13 protein-coding genes are annotated in these 17,334 nt (G+C 61.7%); 8 read left to right on the top strand and 5 right to left on the bottom strand.

Going from position 1 to position 17,334, the window contains the following annotated elements; genetic code table 11:
* Positions 1-35: 35 nt before the first annotated feature.
* Positions 36-524, bottom strand: coding sequence for a MarR family winged helix-turn-helix transcriptional regulator (locus PMI07_RS31050; protein WP_007772547.1), 489 nt, complete (start codon positions 522-524; stop codon positions 36-38).
* Between the two features lie 184 nt (positions 525-708).
* On the opposite strand from PMI07_RS31050, the gene PMI07_RS31045 reads away from it, so the two are divergent.
* Positions 709-1,518, top strand: coding sequence for an SDR family oxidoreductase (locus PMI07_RS31045; RefSeq protein WP_007772546.1), 810 nt, complete (start codon positions 709-711; stop codon positions 1,516-1,518).
* Between the two features lie 119 nt (positions 1,519-1,637).
* Here PMI07_RS31045 and PMI07_RS31040 read toward each other — a convergent pair whose 3' ends face one another.
* The 3 genes from PMI07_RS31040 to PMI07_RS31030 all read right to left on the bottom strand — a co-directional run bounded on the left by PMI07_RS31040 (position 1,638) and on the right by PMI07_RS31030 (position 6,031).
* Positions 1,638-2,885, bottom strand: a complete 1,248-nt coding sequence (locus PMI07_RS31040) for a cytochrome P450 (RefSeq protein ID WP_007772545.1) — start codon at positions 2,883-2,885, stop codon at positions 1,638-1,640.
* Between the two features lie 39 nt (positions 2,886-2,924).
* Positions 2,925-4,712 carry a gamma-glutamyltransferase gene (ggt, locus tag PMI07_RS31035; RefSeq protein WP_024164322.1) on the bottom strand — a complete coding sequence of 596 codons (1,788 nt, stop codon included), beginning with the start codon at positions 4,710-4,712 and terminating at the stop codon, positions 2,925-2,927.
* 68 nt (positions 4,713-4,780) lie between these two features.
* Positions 4,781-6,031, bottom strand: a complete 1,251-nt coding sequence (locus PMI07_RS31030; protein WP_007753419.1) for a GGDEF domain-containing protein — start codon at positions 6,029-6,031, stop codon at positions 4,781-4,783.
* Positions 6,032-6,417: 386 nt separating this feature from the next.
* Between PMI07_RS31030 and clpP the strand changes: the two genes are divergently transcribed.
* The 6 genes from clpP (at position 6,418) to PMI07_RS31000 (ending at position 14,821) form a co-directional block, all read left to right on the top strand.
* Positions 6,418-7,050 carry an ATP-dependent Clp endopeptidase proteolytic subunit ClpP gene (gene clpP / locus PMI07_RS31025; protein WP_007753416.1) on the top strand — a complete coding sequence of 211 codons (633 nt, stop codon included), beginning with the start codon at positions 6,418-6,420 and terminating at the stop codon, positions 7,048-7,050.
* A gap of 286 nt (positions 7,051-7,336) precedes the next feature.
* Complete coding sequence (gene clpX, locus PMI07_RS31020) at positions 7,337-8,614, top strand: ATP-dependent Clp protease ATP-binding subunit ClpX (RefSeq protein WP_007753415.1); 1,278 nt, start codon at positions 7,337-7,339, stop codon at positions 8,612-8,614.
* Between the two features lie 404 nt (positions 8,615-9,018).
* Positions 9,019-11,439 carry an endopeptidase La gene (gene lon, locus PMI07_RS31015; protein WP_007753412.1) on the top strand — a complete coding sequence of 807 codons (2,421 nt, stop codon included), beginning with the start codon at positions 9,019-9,021 and terminating at the stop codon, positions 11,437-11,439.
* Between the two features lie 200 nt (positions 11,440-11,639).
* Complete coding sequence (gene hupB / locus PMI07_RS31010; RefSeq protein WP_007753405.1) at positions 11,640-11,915, top strand: DNA-binding protein HupB; 276 nt, start codon at positions 11,640-11,642, stop codon at positions 11,913-11,915.
* A gap of 178 nt (positions 11,916-12,093) precedes the next feature.
* A complete protein-coding gene (locus PMI07_RS31005) occupies positions 12,094-14,289 on the top strand; it encodes an esterase-like activity of phytase family protein (RefSeq protein WP_007753404.1) in 2,196 nt (731 codons plus the stop codon).
* Between the two features lie 64 nt (positions 14,290-14,353).
* Complete coding sequence (locus tag PMI07_RS31000) at positions 14,354-14,821, top strand: GNAT family N-acetyltransferase (RefSeq protein ID WP_007753397.1); 468 nt, start codon at positions 14,354-14,356, stop codon at positions 14,819-14,821.
* A 172-nt stretch (positions 14,822-14,993) separates the two neighbouring features.
* On the opposite strand, the gene PMI07_RS30995 is transcribed toward PMI07_RS31000, so the two are convergent.
* Complete coding sequence (locus tag PMI07_RS30995; protein WP_007753386.1) at positions 14,994-15,980, bottom strand: aldo/keto reductase; 987 nt, start codon at positions 15,978-15,980, stop codon at positions 14,994-14,996.
* Between the two features lie 115 nt (positions 15,981-16,095).
* Between PMI07_RS30995 and PMI07_RS30990 the strand changes: the two genes are divergently transcribed.
* Positions 16,096-17,331, top strand: coding sequence for a DNA repair exonuclease (locus PMI07_RS30990; RefSeq protein WP_007753384.1), 1,236 nt, complete (start codon positions 16,096-16,098; stop codon positions 17,329-17,331).
* The last annotated feature ends 3 nt before the right edge of the window (positions 17,332-17,334 follow it).

The following is a 17,334-nucleotide window of genomic DNA, read 5'->3' as shown; positions in this document are numbered from 1 at the left end:
TCCGGCTTAAAACAATAGCCGAAACCACTGACCTTTCAGTCGTTCCGGTTGAAGGCCTTCGCGAATTCATCCGACGAAATAAACGCCAGCGTCCGCCGCAGTTCCTCCGATTTTTCCTTGCCGAAAGCCTTGTCGAAACGGTCCTGGGCGATCTGCCAGCGGGCGATGAGGTCGCGCTGTGTGGCCGCGCCCATGTCCGTCAGGCGGACGCGCTTGGCGCGGCGGTCCTGGGCATCGGGCACCAGTTCCACCAGTCCGTCGCGGATCAGCGGCTTCAGGGTATGACCGAGCGCCGAGAGGTCCATGACCATCGCCTCCGCGAGGTTCTTCAATGTCGGCTCGTTGGATCCGGCTATCTGCGACATCAGGGAAAACTGCGTTCCCCTGAGGCTCGTATCGCCCATGGCATCCTCGTAGAGCTGGCCGAGATGCCGCGAGGCGCGGCGCACCGCGCTGTTGCTGCAATGAAGCCAGATGCCATCTGAACTCTCCCCTTGCTTGTTCTGCTTGTCGTCGTCCGTCATGTCTCGTTCCGATCTCGTCGCGGGACAATGCCCGCTTTCGGCTGGCCCTTCCACTCCGATGAAAAATTTGCGGCCGCCTCTTGCAGCTTCAAATCGTGCCTTTCATATATAGTGGCATATGCCAGTAAATTCCAGATGCCGGAAACCCGGCCGCAATTCCAGCCAAAACCAAAGGAGATGGACCATGACCAATACCTCGAAACTCGGAACCGCCCTCGTAACCGGCGCATCTTCGGGCATCGGCGCGACCTATGCGGAAAAGCTCGCCAGGCGCGGCTATGACCTCGTCCTCGTCGCCCGTGACGCGGATCGCCTGAAGGCGCTTGCCGGCCGGCTGGCGAGCGAACATAGCGTCAAGGCAGATGTGCTGCGCGCCGACCTCAGCCAGCGCGCCGATGTGCTTCTTGTCGACAAGCGCCTGCGCGAGGACGGTTCGATCACGCTCTTCGTCAACAATGCCGGCATCGGCCCGAAGGGCCCGCTGCTGAAAGCCGATCTGGATTATCTCGACCAGATGGTCGATCTCAACGTCACCGCCGCCAATCGTCTCGCCGTTGTGGCAGCCCAGGCCTTTGCCGCCCGGGGTAAGGGCGCCATCGTCAACATCGCCTCCGCCGTCGCACTCGCCGCAGAATTCTTCAGTGGCACCTATGCCGCCAGCAAGGCCTTCGTGCTTGCTCTGACGGAAGCGCTGGCTTCCGAGCTGAAGGACACCGGCGTCACGATCCAGGCAGTCCTGCCGGGCTATACCCGCACCGAAATCTTCGATCGCGTCGGCGGCTCGATGGATGGTCTCGACCCGAACACGGTGATGGAAGTGGGCGACCTCGTCGATGCGGCGCTTGCCGGTCTCGACCGCGGCGAACTCGTCACCATGCCATCGCTCGCCGATACGCAGCTTTATGACACTTACACGGCTGCTCGAGGCGGGCTGCGTCCCTACCTGTCGCTCAACAAGCCGGCGGCCCGGTACGGAGTTGTCGCCAAGGCTTGATCGCGACAATCGATGCGCAACTGCGACAAACGTCCGCAGTTGCGCAGTGGTTCTTTGCATTGTTTTCAGCGGTTTACGCGACCGTTTTGATCACTACCGATAAGCCGTTTCTATGCCGCTCACCAAGCCAGATCCAGCCGCTCCAGCCCGTGGAAATGGTAGACGTCCTTGATCACTGGCGGCGTGGCGATCCGCATCCCGGGCAGCCGCCGGAAGAGGATCGGCAGCACGGTGTTGAGTTCCAGCCTTGCAAGCGGCGCGCCGATGCAGAAATGGATGCCGGCGCCGAAGGAGAGGTTTGGGGCTTCCTGCCGGTCAGGTTTGAAGGCCAGCGGATCGGAGAATTTCTTCGGATCGAGATTGGCCGCGGCAAGGATGAGGCTCACCTTGTCGCCGCGTTTGAAACTGAGCCCGTCGATCTCGGCGTCCTCGAGCGCCCAGCGCTGGAAGATATGCACCGGCGCACAGATCCGCAGCGTCTCCTCAACCGTCCGTTCGGTCGCAGTTTCGTCGCAGAAAAGTTCGGCGGCCGGAAGATCGTTCTCCAGGATCACCCGCACCGAATTGCCGATCTGGTGCACCGTCGCCTCGTGGCCGGCATTGAGCAGCACGATAGTCGTGGAAACCAGTTCGTCGTCGGTGAGGTACTGGCCCTTGTGCTCCGTGTGGATCATGTGGGTCAGCAGGTCTTCGCGCGGCTCCCTGCGGCGCTCTGAGATCAGGCCCTTGACGTAACCCGCAAATTCCCCGGCCGCGCGGTCGGCGGCATGTTCGTCCTTCTGCGTCCTCTTAAACATGTACATGCCGACATAGGCATGCGACCAGGCGAGAAGCTGCGGCCCCATCTCGTCCGGGATGCCGATCATCCGGGCGATCATCGTCACCGGGATGATGTCGGCGAAGGAGGAGAGCAGTTCCGTCTCGCCTTGACCCTCGAACCCGTCGATCAGCGTCTCCGCAAGCTCTGCGATTTCCGGCCGGAGCCTTTCGATATGGCGTGAAACGAAGGCACGGTTGACGAGTGTACGGAGCCGCGTGTGTTCCGGCGGTTCGAGCTCCAGCAGCGAATACCGCTCGGCGAGATCGAAGTTTTCGAGATGCGGCAGGGGTTCGGGAAGCCCGAGTTCCCCGCGGCTGGCGATATGCAGGATCTGCCGCCCGAACCGTCGGTCGCGCAACAGCCCGTTCACATGCTCGTAGCGGGTGAAGAACCACTGCCGCTGCTCTTCCCAATAGAAGGTCGGGCAATGTTCGTGGAGGAGGGCATAGACGCAGTTCGGATCGCTGTAGAAAGCCGGATTGCGGCCGTCGAGCGAGACGTGGCGGGTCTTGAGATCGATGCGCAGGAAGTCGGGCAGGGCGGTCATTCGAAAGACCTAGCCGAAACTGGCGTGCGGAAAAGCCCTCTAGTCCCCGACCGCGACGCCCTCGCGGCGCGGGTCGGCGCTGCCGACCAGTCCGTTTGCCGTGATTTCGATCGCATGCAGGCCGGAATTCATCTCACCGGGCTTCACTTCATAACCCAGCGCCTTCAGCGGTTCGGCAAGCTTTTCGGCCTCGGTGCCGGCCTCGATCTCGTAAGGCCCGAACCGGTTGATGAAATGCGGCTGGGCGACGATCTGCTCCACCGGCATGCCCCAGTCGATATAGGCGATCAGAGCCTGGGCCACATAGCCGATGATCTGGCTGCCGCCGGGCGAACCGATCGCCAGCAGCGGCTTGCCTTCCTTCATCACGATCGTCGGCGCCATCGAGGAACGTGGCCGCTTGCCGGGTTCGACGCGGTTGGCGACAGGAAGGTTGCCGTCATGGGTCTTGAACGAGAAGTCGGTGAGCTCGTTGTTGAGCAGGAAGCCGTTCGTCATCAGCCGCGAGCCGAAACCGCTTTCGATCGTCGTGGTCATCGAGACGACATTGCCTTGTTTGTCGACGATGACGAAATGGCTGGTGGAAGGCAACTCGATCGCCGCGTCGCGGCCGAACAGCAGCGCATGGTCCCATTCCGGCTCGCCGGCCTTCACTTGGTCGGCGCCGAGAGCTTTGGTGCCGTCGAGCAGCGAAGCGCGCTTGCCGAGATAATCCTTCTTCAGCAGGCCCTTGATCGGCAAGGGCTGGAAATCCGGGTCGGCCAAGTAGCGCTCGCGGTCCGCAAAGGCGAGGCGCTGCGCGTCGCCCATGATCCGCCAGCTTTCGGCATTCTGCGGCCCAAGTGCCTTGATGTCGAAATTCTCGATCACGCCGAGCATCTGGCCGACCGCGACAGCACCGGAGGAGGGCGGACCCATGCCGCAGACGTCGAGCGCCCGGTAGCTGGCGCAGATCGGCTCGCGTTCCTTGACGCGGTAGTTGGCGAGGTCGGCGAGCGACAGGACACCGGGATTGCCCGTCGCCTCGCGCACCGTCCTGACGATCGCCTCGGCAATCGGCCCCTTGTAGAAGGCATCCGCGCCGCCAGTCGCGATCGCCTTCAGCGTCTCTGCATAGGCGGGGTTCTTGAGCACCGTGCCGGCCTTCAGTGGCGCGCCTGATGCGTCGTAGAGGTAGCCCCGCGGACCGTCGTATTTCTTCAGCCGGTCACCCTCGGCGGCGATCAGCGAAGCCAGACGGGGAGAGACTTGGAAGCCGTCGGCGGCAAGCTTCTCCGCCCGTTCGAACAGGCTGGCCCAGTCGGCCTTGCCGTAGCGCTTATGGACGTCGGAGAGGAGGCGCACGGTGCCCGGCGTGCCGACCGAACGGCCGCCGACCACCGCGTCCATGAATTTCAGCGGCTGGCCCTGCGCATCGAGGAACAGTTTTGGCGTTGCCTCCATCGGCGCCGTCTCGCGGCCGTCGAAGGTGGTGAGCTTGTTGGATGCCGCATCGTAATAGACGAGGAAGGAGCCGCCGCCGAGGCCGGAGCTTTGCGGCTCGACGAGGCCGAGCACGGTCTGCACGGCGATCAGGGCATCGATAGCATTTCCGCCTTTGGCGATCACGTCGCGCCCGGCTTCGGCCGCCAGCGGATTGGCGGCGGCGACCATGAAGCTTTTCGCCTCGACGCGCTTGGCGGAGGTGAACCCGGTCGCCCGTTCCGGCGCAACCGTATCGGACGCCTGCTGCGCCAGCGTTGTTCCGGCCGAAAACATCAAGGCGGGAAGCGTCGAAGAAAGAAGGATGCCGGTGAAGAAACGTGTCCCGAAAAATCTTGCCCGCATGGCGCGCCCTCCGCGGTTTTATCCCTCCTGACGAATGTGGGCTTCAGGATGAAGAGGACAAGAGGAGGTCAGCGTTTGCCGAGCGAAGCGAGGCGTTTCAGGGCTGCGACCTGCCGGCTGGCGCGCACGTCCGTCGGGGCATCGTCCTCGCCCTGCCGGTCGACGGCCGGAACGATCGAGGCTTCGGTGCCGGTATCGATCGCGGTTCGGTCGCGGCCGCTGTCCTTGGCGGTGTAGAGGGCCCGGTCGGCGGCGCTGAGCAGGAGATCGAGGTCGGCGTTTCCGGCGCCCGCAAGCGCGATACCGGCGCTGACGGTGACCGTGATGCTGTGCTCGCCGGCGACGATGGTCTGGCGTTTCAGCGTGAGGCGGATCGCCTCGGCAATGCTGGCGGCCTCGATCATGTGGCCGACACGCAGGATGGAGGCGAATTCCTCGCCCCCCATGCGGCCGAAGAAGCCACGGCCGCGCAGCGAGGTCTGGCCGACCTGCGAAAAGGCGACCAGCACCGAATCGCCTGCCTGATGGCCGCAGCGGTCGTTGATCTGCTTGAAGTTGTCGAGGTCGAAATGCAGGAGCGCGATCAGCGGCTTCTCCTCGTTCTCGAGTTTTTTCAAGGCATGGAACTGGTCGATCAGGCCGCGCCGGTTGAGAACGCTGGTTAGCGGGTCGGTGACGGCAAGTGCCTTGAGCTTCTCTTCCGAACGCTCGGTCAGCAGCTTTGCGCCGGTCATGATGCTGGCGACGAAACAGATTGCCGCCGGGAAGAGCAGCCAGGCGGAGTGCGGCGACACGCCAATGGATTTCGCCTCGCCGGCGACCACCAGAACTGCGACCACGCCGTTCGCGCAGAATTGTATGGCAATGAATGCCGCCAGCACCCGCCGCGTTATCTTCGACGCGCCGTCGTTGCTGAGGAGGATATAGATCATGATCGCATGGCCGACCATGGTCGCGCCGTTGTGAAGGGCCACCCGGTGGGCGAAGTTCTCGCGTATCGGATAAAGGAACATGCCCGCCACCCAAAGAAGTGCCGGGATGGCGATGTAGGCTTCCACAGGCTTCCGGTCGAACTGCAGGAGGCCGGCGATCCACAGGCCGACGCCGGCGAGCACCAGCGTATTGGCGATCTGGATGGAGACGAAATCGGGGATATCTCCGCGCAGCGCGACCAGCACGACGCCGATCCCGTGCAGCGCAAAACCGCTACCCCAGCTCAAGTAGAAACGGTCCCGCTCGTAATACCAGCGCGAGCACAGAAGGACGGCGAGCGTCAAAGCCTCCGCCGCCCAGATCATCAGGCCCGTTAAAATATCCACCCGAAACTCCAATACTTAACGTCGAGCGCCCCCAGAATGGCATCTAGAATGACATGCAGTCTTTAAGACGACGTTGCACGGATCGCGGAAAGTCCGGCCCTCGGACTGGTGTCGGCGGGATTTTCGAGACAATGTTCATGCCTGCTTTACCCTGATCGCGCAAAAACCTGTGCCATCGGGCGAACGGGCCCCTTTGCCGGCTGTGGCCGGGCAAGAATCGTAATAGCGGTCAGCCTCGCGCATCCCCGGGCAATTAAGGATATCGGATGCTCCGTCTTGAAGTACCGGGCGTTGACACTCTATGTAGGGATGACCCATTCCATTTGATTCCGGAGCGCCTTTTTGCCTTCGGCCAGGGATCAAGAGAAGCTTGACAAAGGACGGACATGAGAAATCCAGTTGATACCGCAATGGCCTTGGTGCCGATGGTCGTCGAACAGACCAATCGCGGTGAGCGCTCCTACGACATCTATTCGCGTCTTCTGAAGGAGCGCATCATCTTCCTGACGGGTCCCGTCGAAGACTATATGGCGTCGCTGATCTGCGCCCAGCTTCTCTTCCTGGAAGCGGAAAATCCCAAGAAGGAAATCGCCCTCTACATCAATTCGCCCGGCGGCGTCGTGACAGCCGGCATGGCGATCTACGATACGATGCAGTTCATCAAGCCGGCGGTTTCGACGCTCTGCATCGGCCAGGCTGCCTCCATGGGCTCGCTGCTCTTATGCGCCGGCGAGAAGGGGATGCGCTTTGCAACCCCGAACTCGCGCATCATGGTGCACCAGCCGTCCGGCGGCTTCCAGGGCCAGGCGTCCGACATCGAACGCCATGCCCGTGACATATTGAAGATGAAAAGGCGTCTTAACGAGGTCTACGTGAAGCATACGGGCCGCACGTTGGAGGAAGTCGAAAAGACCCTCGATCGCGACCACTTCATGACGGCCGACGAAGCCCAGGATTGGGGTGTCATCGACAAGATCCTGACATCGCGTCAGGAAATGGAAGGTGGCTCCGGAGACTGAGTCTGATGGCGTGACCCATGCAACTCACCCCGATGTGAGGAAAAAGGGGTTTCAAGTCGCACGGAAAGCGCTATTAGTACTTATTAATGCTGTGTTGAACTTTTATGACATAGCATTCGTCTCTTAGGGGTTTCGTTGCCGCTGATCCCGCATGGTATGCGCAGGATCGGTAGAGTACCCTTAAGGCAAGGCAGGCGCGCAAGGCCCGTCGGGGCGCGCGCCGGCAAGCGGTAGAGTGGACCGCGCCCGTTTTGACGAGAGTGCGGAGTGCTGGAAGGAAAGTGATATGAGCAAAGTCAGCGGCAGCAACGGCGGCGACTCCAAGAATACCCTGTATTGCTCTTTCTGCGGAAAGAGCCAGCACGAAGTCCGGAAGCTGATTGCCGGGCCGACCGTATTCATCTGCGATGAATGCGTCGAACTGTGCATGGACATCATCCGCGAAGAGAACAAGACCTCGATGGTCAAGTCCCGCGACGGCGTGCCCACGCCTCAGGACATCATCAAGGTCCTCGACGAATATGTCATCGGCCAGAAGCAGGCCAAGCGCATCCTGTCTGTCGCGGTGCATAACCATTACAAGCGCCTGGCGCACGCCTCCAAGGGCGGCGACGTGGAGCTTGCGAAGTCGAACATCATGCTCGTCGGCCCGACCGGTTGCGGCAAGACCTATCTTGCCCAGACGCTGGCCCGGATCATCGACGTTCCCTTCACGATGGCCGATGCCACGACGTTGACCGAAGCCGGCTATGTCGGCGAGGACGTCGAAAACATCATCCTGAAGCTTCTGCAGGCTGCGGATTACAACGTCGAACGCGCCCAGCGCGGCATCGTCTATATCGACGAAGTCGACAAGATTTCCCGCAAGTCCGACAACCCGTCGATCACCCGAGACGTGTCGGGCGAGGGCGTGCAGCAGGCGCTTCTGAAGATCATGGAAGGCACGGTTGCCTCGGTCCCGCCGCAGGGCGGCCGCAAGCATCCGCAGCAGGAATTCCTGCAGGTCGACACGACGAACATCCTGTTCATCTGCGGCGGCGCCTTTGCGGGTCTCGACAAGATCATCTCGGCCCGCGGCGAAAAGACCTCGATCGGCTTCGGCGCCTCCGTCAAGTCTGCGGAAGACCGTCGCGTCGGCGAAGTCTTGCGCGAACTGGAGCCGGAAGATCTGGTGAAGTTCGGCCTCATCCCGGAATTCATCGGCCGTCTGCCGGTTCTGGCGACGCTAGAAGACCTCGACGAAGACGCGCTGATCCAGATCCTGTCCGAGCCGAAGAACGCGCTGATCAAGCAGTACCAGCGCCTGTTCGAGATGGAGGATGTCGATCTGACCTTCCACGAGGATGCTCTGCGCGAGATCGCCAAGCGGGCCATCACCCGCAAGACCGGCGCCCGCGGCCTGCGCTCGATCATGGAGAAGATCCTTCTCGACACCATGTTCGAACTGCCGACGCTCGAAGGCGTGCGCGAAGTGGTGATTTCGGACGATGTCGTGCGTGGAAACGCCCGGCCGCTCTACATCTATGCCGACCGGCAGGACGAAAAAGCGAACGTTTCGGCCTGATCCGGCCGTCCCGTCCGGCACCCTGAAGAGGCCCGAAAGGGCCTCTTTTTTATGTCGGCGGACAGGGTTGCTTTTTTTGTTTTTTCCACCATTTTTGCCTCGCGAAGAATTACACCATATTCGTCTTGCATTAGAGACGGTGCGGGAAGATCATTGGCACTTCGGCTGCTTCGCCAGTCTGTGACAACAGGTTGGCAGTACCGGTGATCGCGTCCCGTGTTCTTTGGCATTCCGCGTGGCGTTGTGTGCGCACGCTTTGTAATACCCCTGTCACAATCCGAGGCGACGGCGGCCTTGCAAGGCTTGAAATCAAATTTCAAAAACTCCACTTTGGGCGAGAGTGAAGTGCCCGGGTGATTTGCCCGGGACGTATCCCGGAAACGGGACGATGGAAAGGAAATGAAATGACGAATTCAACGTCTGCGGCGCCTGGCGGCGAAACCTATCCGGTGCTGCCGCTGCGCGACATCGTGGTTTTCCCCCACATGATCGTGCCTTTGTTCGTCGGCCGGGAAAAGTCGATTCGCGCGCTTGAAGAGGTCATGGGTTCCGACAAGCAGATCATGCTGGTCACCCAGATCAATGCCGGCGACGATGATCCCGAACCCTCGGCAATCTACAAGGTCGGCACCGTCGCCAACGTGCTGCAGCTCCTGAAGCTTCCCGACGGCACCGTCAAGGTCCTGGTGGAAGGCCGCTCGCGCGCCAAGATCAACGGCTATACCGACCGCGAAGAGTTCTACGAAGCGACGGCCAGCGTGCTTGCCGAACCCGACGAAGATGCGGTCGAGGTCGAAGCCCTGTCGCGCTCCGTGGTTTCCGAATTCGAAAACTACGTGAAGCTCAACAAGAAGATCTCCCCGGAAGTGGTGGGCGCCGCAAGCCAGATCGAAGACTATTCGAAGCTGGCCGATACGGTCGCGTCGCATCTGTCGATCAAGATCACCGAAAAGCAGGAAATGCTGGAAACGGTTTCCGTCAAGCTGCGCCTCGAAAAGGCGCTCGGCTTCATGGAAGGCGAGATTTCGGTTCTGCAGGTCGAGAAGCGCATCCGCTCGCGCGTCAAGCGCCAGATGGAGAAGACCCAGCGCGAATACTACCTCAACGAACAGATGAAGGCGATCCAGAAGGAGCTCGGCGACGGCGAGGAAGGCCGTGACGAGATGGCCGAACTGGAAGAGCGCATCTCCAAGACCAAGCTCTCCAAGGAAGCCAAGGAAAAGGCCGATGCCGAGCTGAAGAAGCTCAAGCAGATGAGCCCGATGTCGGCGGAAGCCACCGTCGTGCGCAACTATCTCGACTGGCTGCTCGGCATTCCGTGGGGCAAGAAGTCGAAGATCAAGGCCGACCTCAACAATGCCGAAAAGATCCTCGAAGCCGACCACTTCGGCCTCGACAAGGTCAAGGAACGCATCGTCGAATATCTCGCCGTGCAGGCCCGCGCGACCAAGCTCAAGGGTCCGATCCTGTGCCTTGTCGGCCCTCCGGGCGTCGGCAAGACCTCGCTCGCCCAGTCGATCGCCAAGGCGACCGGCCGTGAATACGTGCGCATGGCTCTCGGCGGCGTCCGTGACGAAGCCGAAATCCGCGGTCACCGCCGCACCTATATCGGCTCGATGCCCGGCAAGGTCATCCAGTCGATGAAGAAGGCCAAGAAGTCCAACCCGCTCTTCCTGCTCGACGAAATCGACAAGATGGGCATGGATTTCCGCGGCGACCCGTCTTCGGCTCTGCTCGAAGTGCTGGATCCGGCGCAGAACTCGACCTTCATGGACCACTACCTGGAAGTCGAATACGATCTGTCCGACGTGATGTTCATCACCACGGCGAACACGCTGAACATCCCGGCGCCGCTGATGGACCGCATGGAAATCATCCGCATCGCCGGTTACACCGAGGATGAGAAGCGCGAGATCGCCAAGCGTCACCTTCTGCCGAAGGCGATCAAGGAACATGCCCTGCAGCCGAACGAATTCTCGGTCACCGACGATGCCCTGATGGCGATCAGCCAGCAGTACACGCGCGAAGCCGGCGTTCGTAGCTACGAGCGTGAGCTGATGAAGCTCGCCCGCAAGGCGGTCACCGAGATCATCAAGGGCAAGACGAAGTCGGTTGCGATCACCGCGGCCAACATCTCCGATTACCTCGGCGTACCTAGGTTCCGCCACGGCGAAGCCGAGGGCGAGGATCAGGTCGGCGTCGTCACCGGTCTTGCCTGGACGGAAGTCGGCGGCGAGCTGCTGACGATCGAAGGTGTGATGATGCCGGGCAAGGGCCGCATGACGGTCACCGGCAACCTCAAGGAAGTCATGAAGGAATCCATCTCCGCGGCGGCCTCCTATGTCCGTTCGCGTGCGATCGATTTCGGCATCGAACCGCCGCGCTTCGACAAGTCGGACATCCACGTCCACGTGCCGGAAGGGGCAACCCCGAAGGACGGTCCGTCGGCCGGCGTCGGCATGGCAACGGCGATCGTTTCGATCATGACCGGCATCCCGGTCCGCAAGGACGTGGCGATGACGGGCGAGATCACCCTTCGCGGCCGCGTGCTGCCGATCGGCGGCCTCAAGGAGAAGCTGCTTGCTGCGCTTCGCGGCAACATCAAGACTGTTCTGATCCCGGAGGAAAACGCCAAGGATCTGGCCGAGATTCCGGACAACGTGAAGAACAACATGGAGATCATTCCGGTTTCCCGCATGGGCGAGGTGATCCGTCACGCGCTCGTCCGTCAGCCGGAAGCGATCGAATGGGACGGCACGGTGGAGACGCCTCTGATCGCCACGGTCGAAGGTGTGGACGACGCAGGCGTGACCATAGCGCACTGATCGATAGCCTTTTGGTTATGCCAAATTGGCACCAGCAATGAAAAAAGCCGGCACAAAGCCGGCTTTTTTTGTGAAAAATAACGCTTACCCCTTGTTTTTCAGGCGATTGCGGAGCTTTTGGGTTGCCACGGGCAGGCGCCTGACTATTGTTTGCCCCGATTACATGAGTCGTTCCAAAACCGTTTGAAAGGGGTGGAAACATGAATAAGAATGAGTTGGTATCCGCAGTGGCCGAGAAGGCCGGCCTCTCCAAGGCTGATGCCGCATCCGCTGTAGACGCCGTTTTTGAGACCGTACAGGCTGAACTGAAGAAGGGCGGCGATATCCGTCTTGCCGGTTTCGGCAGCTTCTCCGTTTCCCGTCGCGAAGCGTCCAAGGGTCGTAATCCCTCGACCGGCGCCGAAGTCGACATCCCGGCACGTAATGTGCCGAAGTTCTCGGCCGGTAAGGGCCTGAAGGACGCAGTCAACAGCTAACACGCTGCCTTCGGGCATCCTGTTACAGTCTCGTGTTTAAGAAGGCCCGGGTTTCCCGGGCCTTTTTTACGAATAGCCGATCCCTGCCGGCCGCAACCGTGGATGCGAAAACTGTCATCCGCCTGTCATGACCGTGGCCCAAAAGCCACCTGTAGTTTCATGGACAGGAGGGCTTCCCATGACGTTTTCACTTCGTGCCGCGCTGACCGCAGCGCTTCTTGCCTCGGTCGCCGTGCCGGCAAGCGCCGAACAGGTTTTCAACCGCATTGCTTCCTTTCCCGTTGCCGGCAATCTTCCCGCCGACAAGGACAAGCTGAGCACCAGCTCGGCCGAAATCGTCACCGCCAGCGAAGACGGCATGACGCTCATCTATTCCGACAGCCCGCTCGGTGCGATCGGCTTCATCGACATCACCGATCCGAAGGCTCCGAAGGCGCTCGGCGCGCTCACCTTCAAGGGTGAGCCGACCTCGGTCGCGGCTGTCGGCAAGAAGGTTCTCGCCGCCGTCAACACGGGCGAAAGCAAGCAGAAGCCGACCGGCATGCTCGCCGTCGTCGACATCGCGACCAAGAAGATCGACCTGACCTGCGATCTCGGCGGCCAGCCGGACTCGATCGCCGTCTCGAAGGACAAGACCTTTGCCGCGATCGCCATCGAGAACGAGCGCGATGAAGAGGTCAATGACGGTGCCATCCCGCAGATGCCGGCCGGCGACCTCGTCATCGTCTCGCTGAAGGACGGTATCGCCGACTGCGCCTCGATCAAGCACGTCACGCTGACCGGCCTTGCCGGTGTCGCGCCGGAAGATCCGGAGCCCGAATTCGTTGCCATCAACGACAATGGCGAAATTGCCCTGACGATGCAGGAAAACAACGAGATCGTCATCATCGACGGCAAGACCGGCCAGGTCACCGGCCACTTCTCCGCCGGCAAGGCCGATCTCGAAGGCATCGACAACAAGACCGACGGCCAGCTGTCGTTCACCGGCAAGGCCTCGGGCGTGCTGCGCGAGCCGGATGCCATCAAGTGGCTCGACAACAACCGCCTCGTCGTCGCCAACGAAGGTGACTGGAAGGGCGGTTCGCGCGGCTTCACCATCTTCGACCGCACCGGCAAGGTCCTTTACGAATCCGGCGCCTCGCTGGAGCGCGCGGTTGCCCGCCTCGGCCATTTCCCGGAAAAGCGCGCGCGCTCGAAGGGCATCGAAGTCGAGGGCATGGAGGCTGCGACCTTCAACGGCCAGAAGTATTTCTTCCTGCTCGCCGAACGCGCCTCGATCGTCGCCGTCTACAAGGACACCGGCGCCGAGCCGCAGCTCATGCAGATCCTGCCTTCGGGCATTTCGCCGGAAGGTGCCGTCGCCATTCCGGGCCGCAACCTGTTTGCGACCGCCAACGAAGTCGATCTCGGCAAGGACGGCGGCGCCCGTTCGCACGTGATGATCTATGCGCTCGAAGAAGGCGTTGCCAACTATCCGAGGCTCGTCTCGAAGGATCTGGACGGCAACGTGCTCGGCTGGGGCGCGCTCTCCGGCCTGGTCGGCGACGCCCAGAAGGACGGCATCCTCTATGCCGTCAGCGACTCGGTCTACAGCATGCAGCCGTCGATCTTCACCATCGATACCACCAGGAAGCCGGCCGAGATCACCGGCGTGGTCCGCATCACCCGTGATGGCCAGCCCGCCCAGAAGCTCGACATCGAAGGCATCGCCCTCGACGGCAAGGGCGGTTTCTGGCTCGCGTCGGAAGGCGATTCCGCCAAGCTGACCGGCCATGGCCTCTACAACGTCAACGCCAAGGGCGAGATCAAGGCCGAGATCGGCCTGCCCGCAGACCTGCTTGCCAGTGAGACCCGCTACGGTTTCGAAGGCGTGACGACCGTTGGGTCAGGCGACGACATGGTGCTGTGGATGGCGATGCAGCGCGAGTGGAAGGACGACCCGAAGGGTACCGTCAAGCTCGTCTCCTACAAGCCGAAGTCCAAGGAATGGGGCGCCGTGCGCTACCCGCTCGACAAGACCGAAGCCGGATGGGTCGGCCTTTCGGAAATCACCGCTCATGGCGATCACGTCTATATCGTCGAGCGTGACAACCTGCTCGGCGATGCCGCCAAGCTGAAGAAGCTCTATCGGGTGGCGATCGCCGACCTGAAGCCGGGCAAGATCGGCACTGAACTGCCGGTGGTCAAGAAGCAGGAAGCCCATGACTTCATGGTCGACCTGAAGACCGCATCGAACGGCTATATCGCCGACAAGCTCGAAGGCTTCACCTTCGACAAGTCCGGCAAGGCCTTCGCCGTCACCGACAACGACGGCGTGGACGACAGCTCCGGCGAAACCCTGTTCTTCCCGGTTGACCTGAAGGGCACGAACTGAGCCCCTTCAAGGCTGAAACGGAAAAGGCCGGGTTTTGCCCGGCCTTTTTCTGTAAGGAGATGTGATGGGTATTTGCATCGAACTGGCGTCTGCGGCGCACAAACCTCTGCTGAAGGGTCTTCTCTCCGAATGTCTCGCCGAGTTCGAACGATATGGCGGCTCCGGCGCTGACGACCCGTATTTCGAGGCCTATTGGCAGGAACCTGAAAGCCGCTGGCCCTATCTCGTTCGACGGGGCGGCGAATGTATCGGCTTCGCCTTCGTCAATACCTGGTCACCATCCGGCCGAGGCACGGATTTCGCGATCGCCGAATTCTATATCGTCCCGGGCGCGCGGGGGCTTGGCGCTGGCCGGGACGCCGCGAAGGCTGTCCTGCACGCCCGTCCCGGCCTGTGGGAATTGAGCATCACGGCGTTGAACACACCGGCTCAGGCCTTCTGGCCTCGGGTGATCGACGCCGCCGGAGGAGGGGACGTAGAGCGCATCAATTCAGATGGCGGGACGATCTACCGGTTTACGATCGGGCAGTAGAAAAAAAGACGATGGCCCCTCCTCCCCCTGCCGGGACCTTCTCCCCGCACGCGGGGAGAAGGAGGACGGAGCGCGGCGGTGCCACAAATTCCTTCTCCCCGTTTCTACGGGGAGAAGGTGGCGGCAGCCGGATGAGGGGCTTCCCGCCGATGCAGGATAGCAATTCCACCCGCTACCAGCGCTGATGCACATGCGGGGCGACCAGCCGCGCATAGATTTCCTTTGTCGCAGTCATCACGTCGGCAGAAAGGGCGGCAAGCTCGGCTGCCGCCGCATTACCCTTGGCCTGTGCCTCGTTGCGGGCGCCGGGGATGACGACGGTGACGGCCTCGTTCATCAGGATCCATTTCAGCGCGAAAGCCGCCATCGAAGCGCCCGTCGGCACCAGCTTGCGGACTTCCTCGACCGCCTCAAGGCCGACTTCGAACGGCACGCCGGCAAAGGTCTCGCCGACATCGAAGGCATCGCCGTGGCGGTTGAAGTTGCGGTGGTCGTCCTTGGCAAAGGCCGTATCGCGGGAAATCTTGCCGGAGAGCAGACCGCTCGCCAGCGGCACGCGGACGATGACCGCGACGTTCTTGCGTTTGGCCTCCTTGAAGAACAGGTCCGCCGGGCGCTGGCGAAAGATGTTGTAGATGATCTGGATGCTGGTGACGTCGGGATATTCGATCGCCTTCAGCGCCTCTTCGACCTTCTCGACGCTGACCCCGTAATTCTTGATCTTGCCGGCACGACGCAAATCGTCGAGCGCGCCAAAAACTTCCGGACGGTAGAGGACTTCGGTCGGCGGGCAGTGGAGTTGCACGAGGTCGAGGCTGTCGAGCCCGAGATTCTTCAGGCTGCGGTCGATGAAGCCTTCGAGATTGGCCTCGGTATAGCCCTCAGTGACATGCGGGCTCAAGCGCCTCCCGGCCTTGGTCGCCACCATCGGACGATTGCCGCCGCGCGACTTCAGGACGCCGGCAATGATCTTTTCCGAGCGGCCGTCGCCGTAGACGTCGGCGGTATCGATGAAGGTGACGCCGGCATCGAGCGCCGCTTCCAGCGCTTTGCGTCCATCCGCTTCGCTGACGTCACCCCAGGAGCCGCCGATCTGCCAGGCGCCGAAACCGATCTCGCTGACGGTGAAGGATGTGCGTCCGAACGCATGGTTTCTCATGGTGTCCTCCGAGTTTGATTGGGCTATCCACAGGCTGCGGAACCCCGAGCTTTCTTCGTGCCCGGCATTTGCCTAAAACACCTGATCTGCTCCGGCAACCGAAACAAGCGATTCGATGACCTCCTTCCGATTCATTCACGCCGCCGACCTGCATCTCGGCAGTCCCTTCCAGGGGCTGGCGCTGAAGGATGCCGCGATTGCCGAACTGTTCATCGAGGCAAGCCGCAGGGCGTTTTCAGGCCTGGTCGACGAGGCGGTCGAGCGCAGGGTGGATTTCTTCATCGTCGCCGGCGACGTCTATGACGGTGACTGGAAGGACAACAAGATCGGCCTGTTCTTCAACCGCGAAGTGGCGCGGCTGGAACGCGCCGGCATTCCGGTCTTCCTGCTGAAGGGCAATCACGACGCCGAAAGCGTCATCACTAAAACGATCACCCTGCCGAAGAATGTCAGCGAATTCCCGGTCAACAAGCCGGGCAGTTTCAAGCTCGATCACCTGAAGGTGGCGCTGCACGGCCAGGGTTTTGCCGAACGCTCCGCGAGCGAGAACCTGGCACTCGCCTATCCGAAGCCGGAAACCGGCTGGTTCAATATCGGCGTGTTGCACACCTCGCTCACCGGCCGCGAACCGCATGCGCCCTATGCGCCGTGCTCGGTCGAGGATCTGCGCTCGCGCGGTTATGACTACTGGGCACTCGGCCACGTGCATGATTTCGAGATCGTCGCCGAGGACCCGCTGGTCGTCTTCCCCGGCAACCTCCAGGGTCGCTCGATCCGCGAGCAGGGGGCGAAGGGCGCGGTCCTTGTGACGGTCGAGGACGGCCGCATCACCCATGAGCGGGTCATCACCGACAGCGCCCGTTTCGCCGAACTCGCCGTCGCGGTCGAACCGGACGACAACATTCCGGCGATCCTGCGCCGTATCGAGAGCGCCCTCGAAAACGTCGTTGAGCGAATGGAAGCCCGGCCGCTGGCGCTACGCATCCGCATCACCGGCAAAAGCCACTTCCGCAACGAAGTCATGGCCCGCGCCGAGGACTTTCGCGACGAGGTACAGGCCGCCTGCCATCGTTCCCACGAGGATATCTGGCTGGAAAAGCTGGAAGTGCGGCTTGAGCCGTCAACCAACGGGACAAGCGTCGCGGCCGATATGCTCGGCCTCGAAAGCCTCATCCCGGTGGACGGCTTTCCCGCCGAACTACTCGCTGATGCCAACGCCAAGATCGCCGAGATCACCGCGCGCCTGCCGGGTGGCATCGGTACAGGCGAACTGGCGCTCGGTGACGATGCCGAAGCGCTGCTGGCGGAGGCCCGCGATCTCCTGCTCTCGCGTGCGGCGAGGGCTGGCTGATCC

Origin of the sequence: Rhizobium sp. CF080 (assembly GCF_000282095.2) — a bacterium.
In the GTDB taxonomy this organism is placed as follows: domain Bacteria; phylum Pseudomonadota; class Alphaproteobacteria; order Rhizobiales; family Rhizobiaceae; genus Neorhizobium.
Note: the sequence above shows the minus strand (reverse complement) of the source record. Positions and strands in the feature narration are given on the sequence as shown.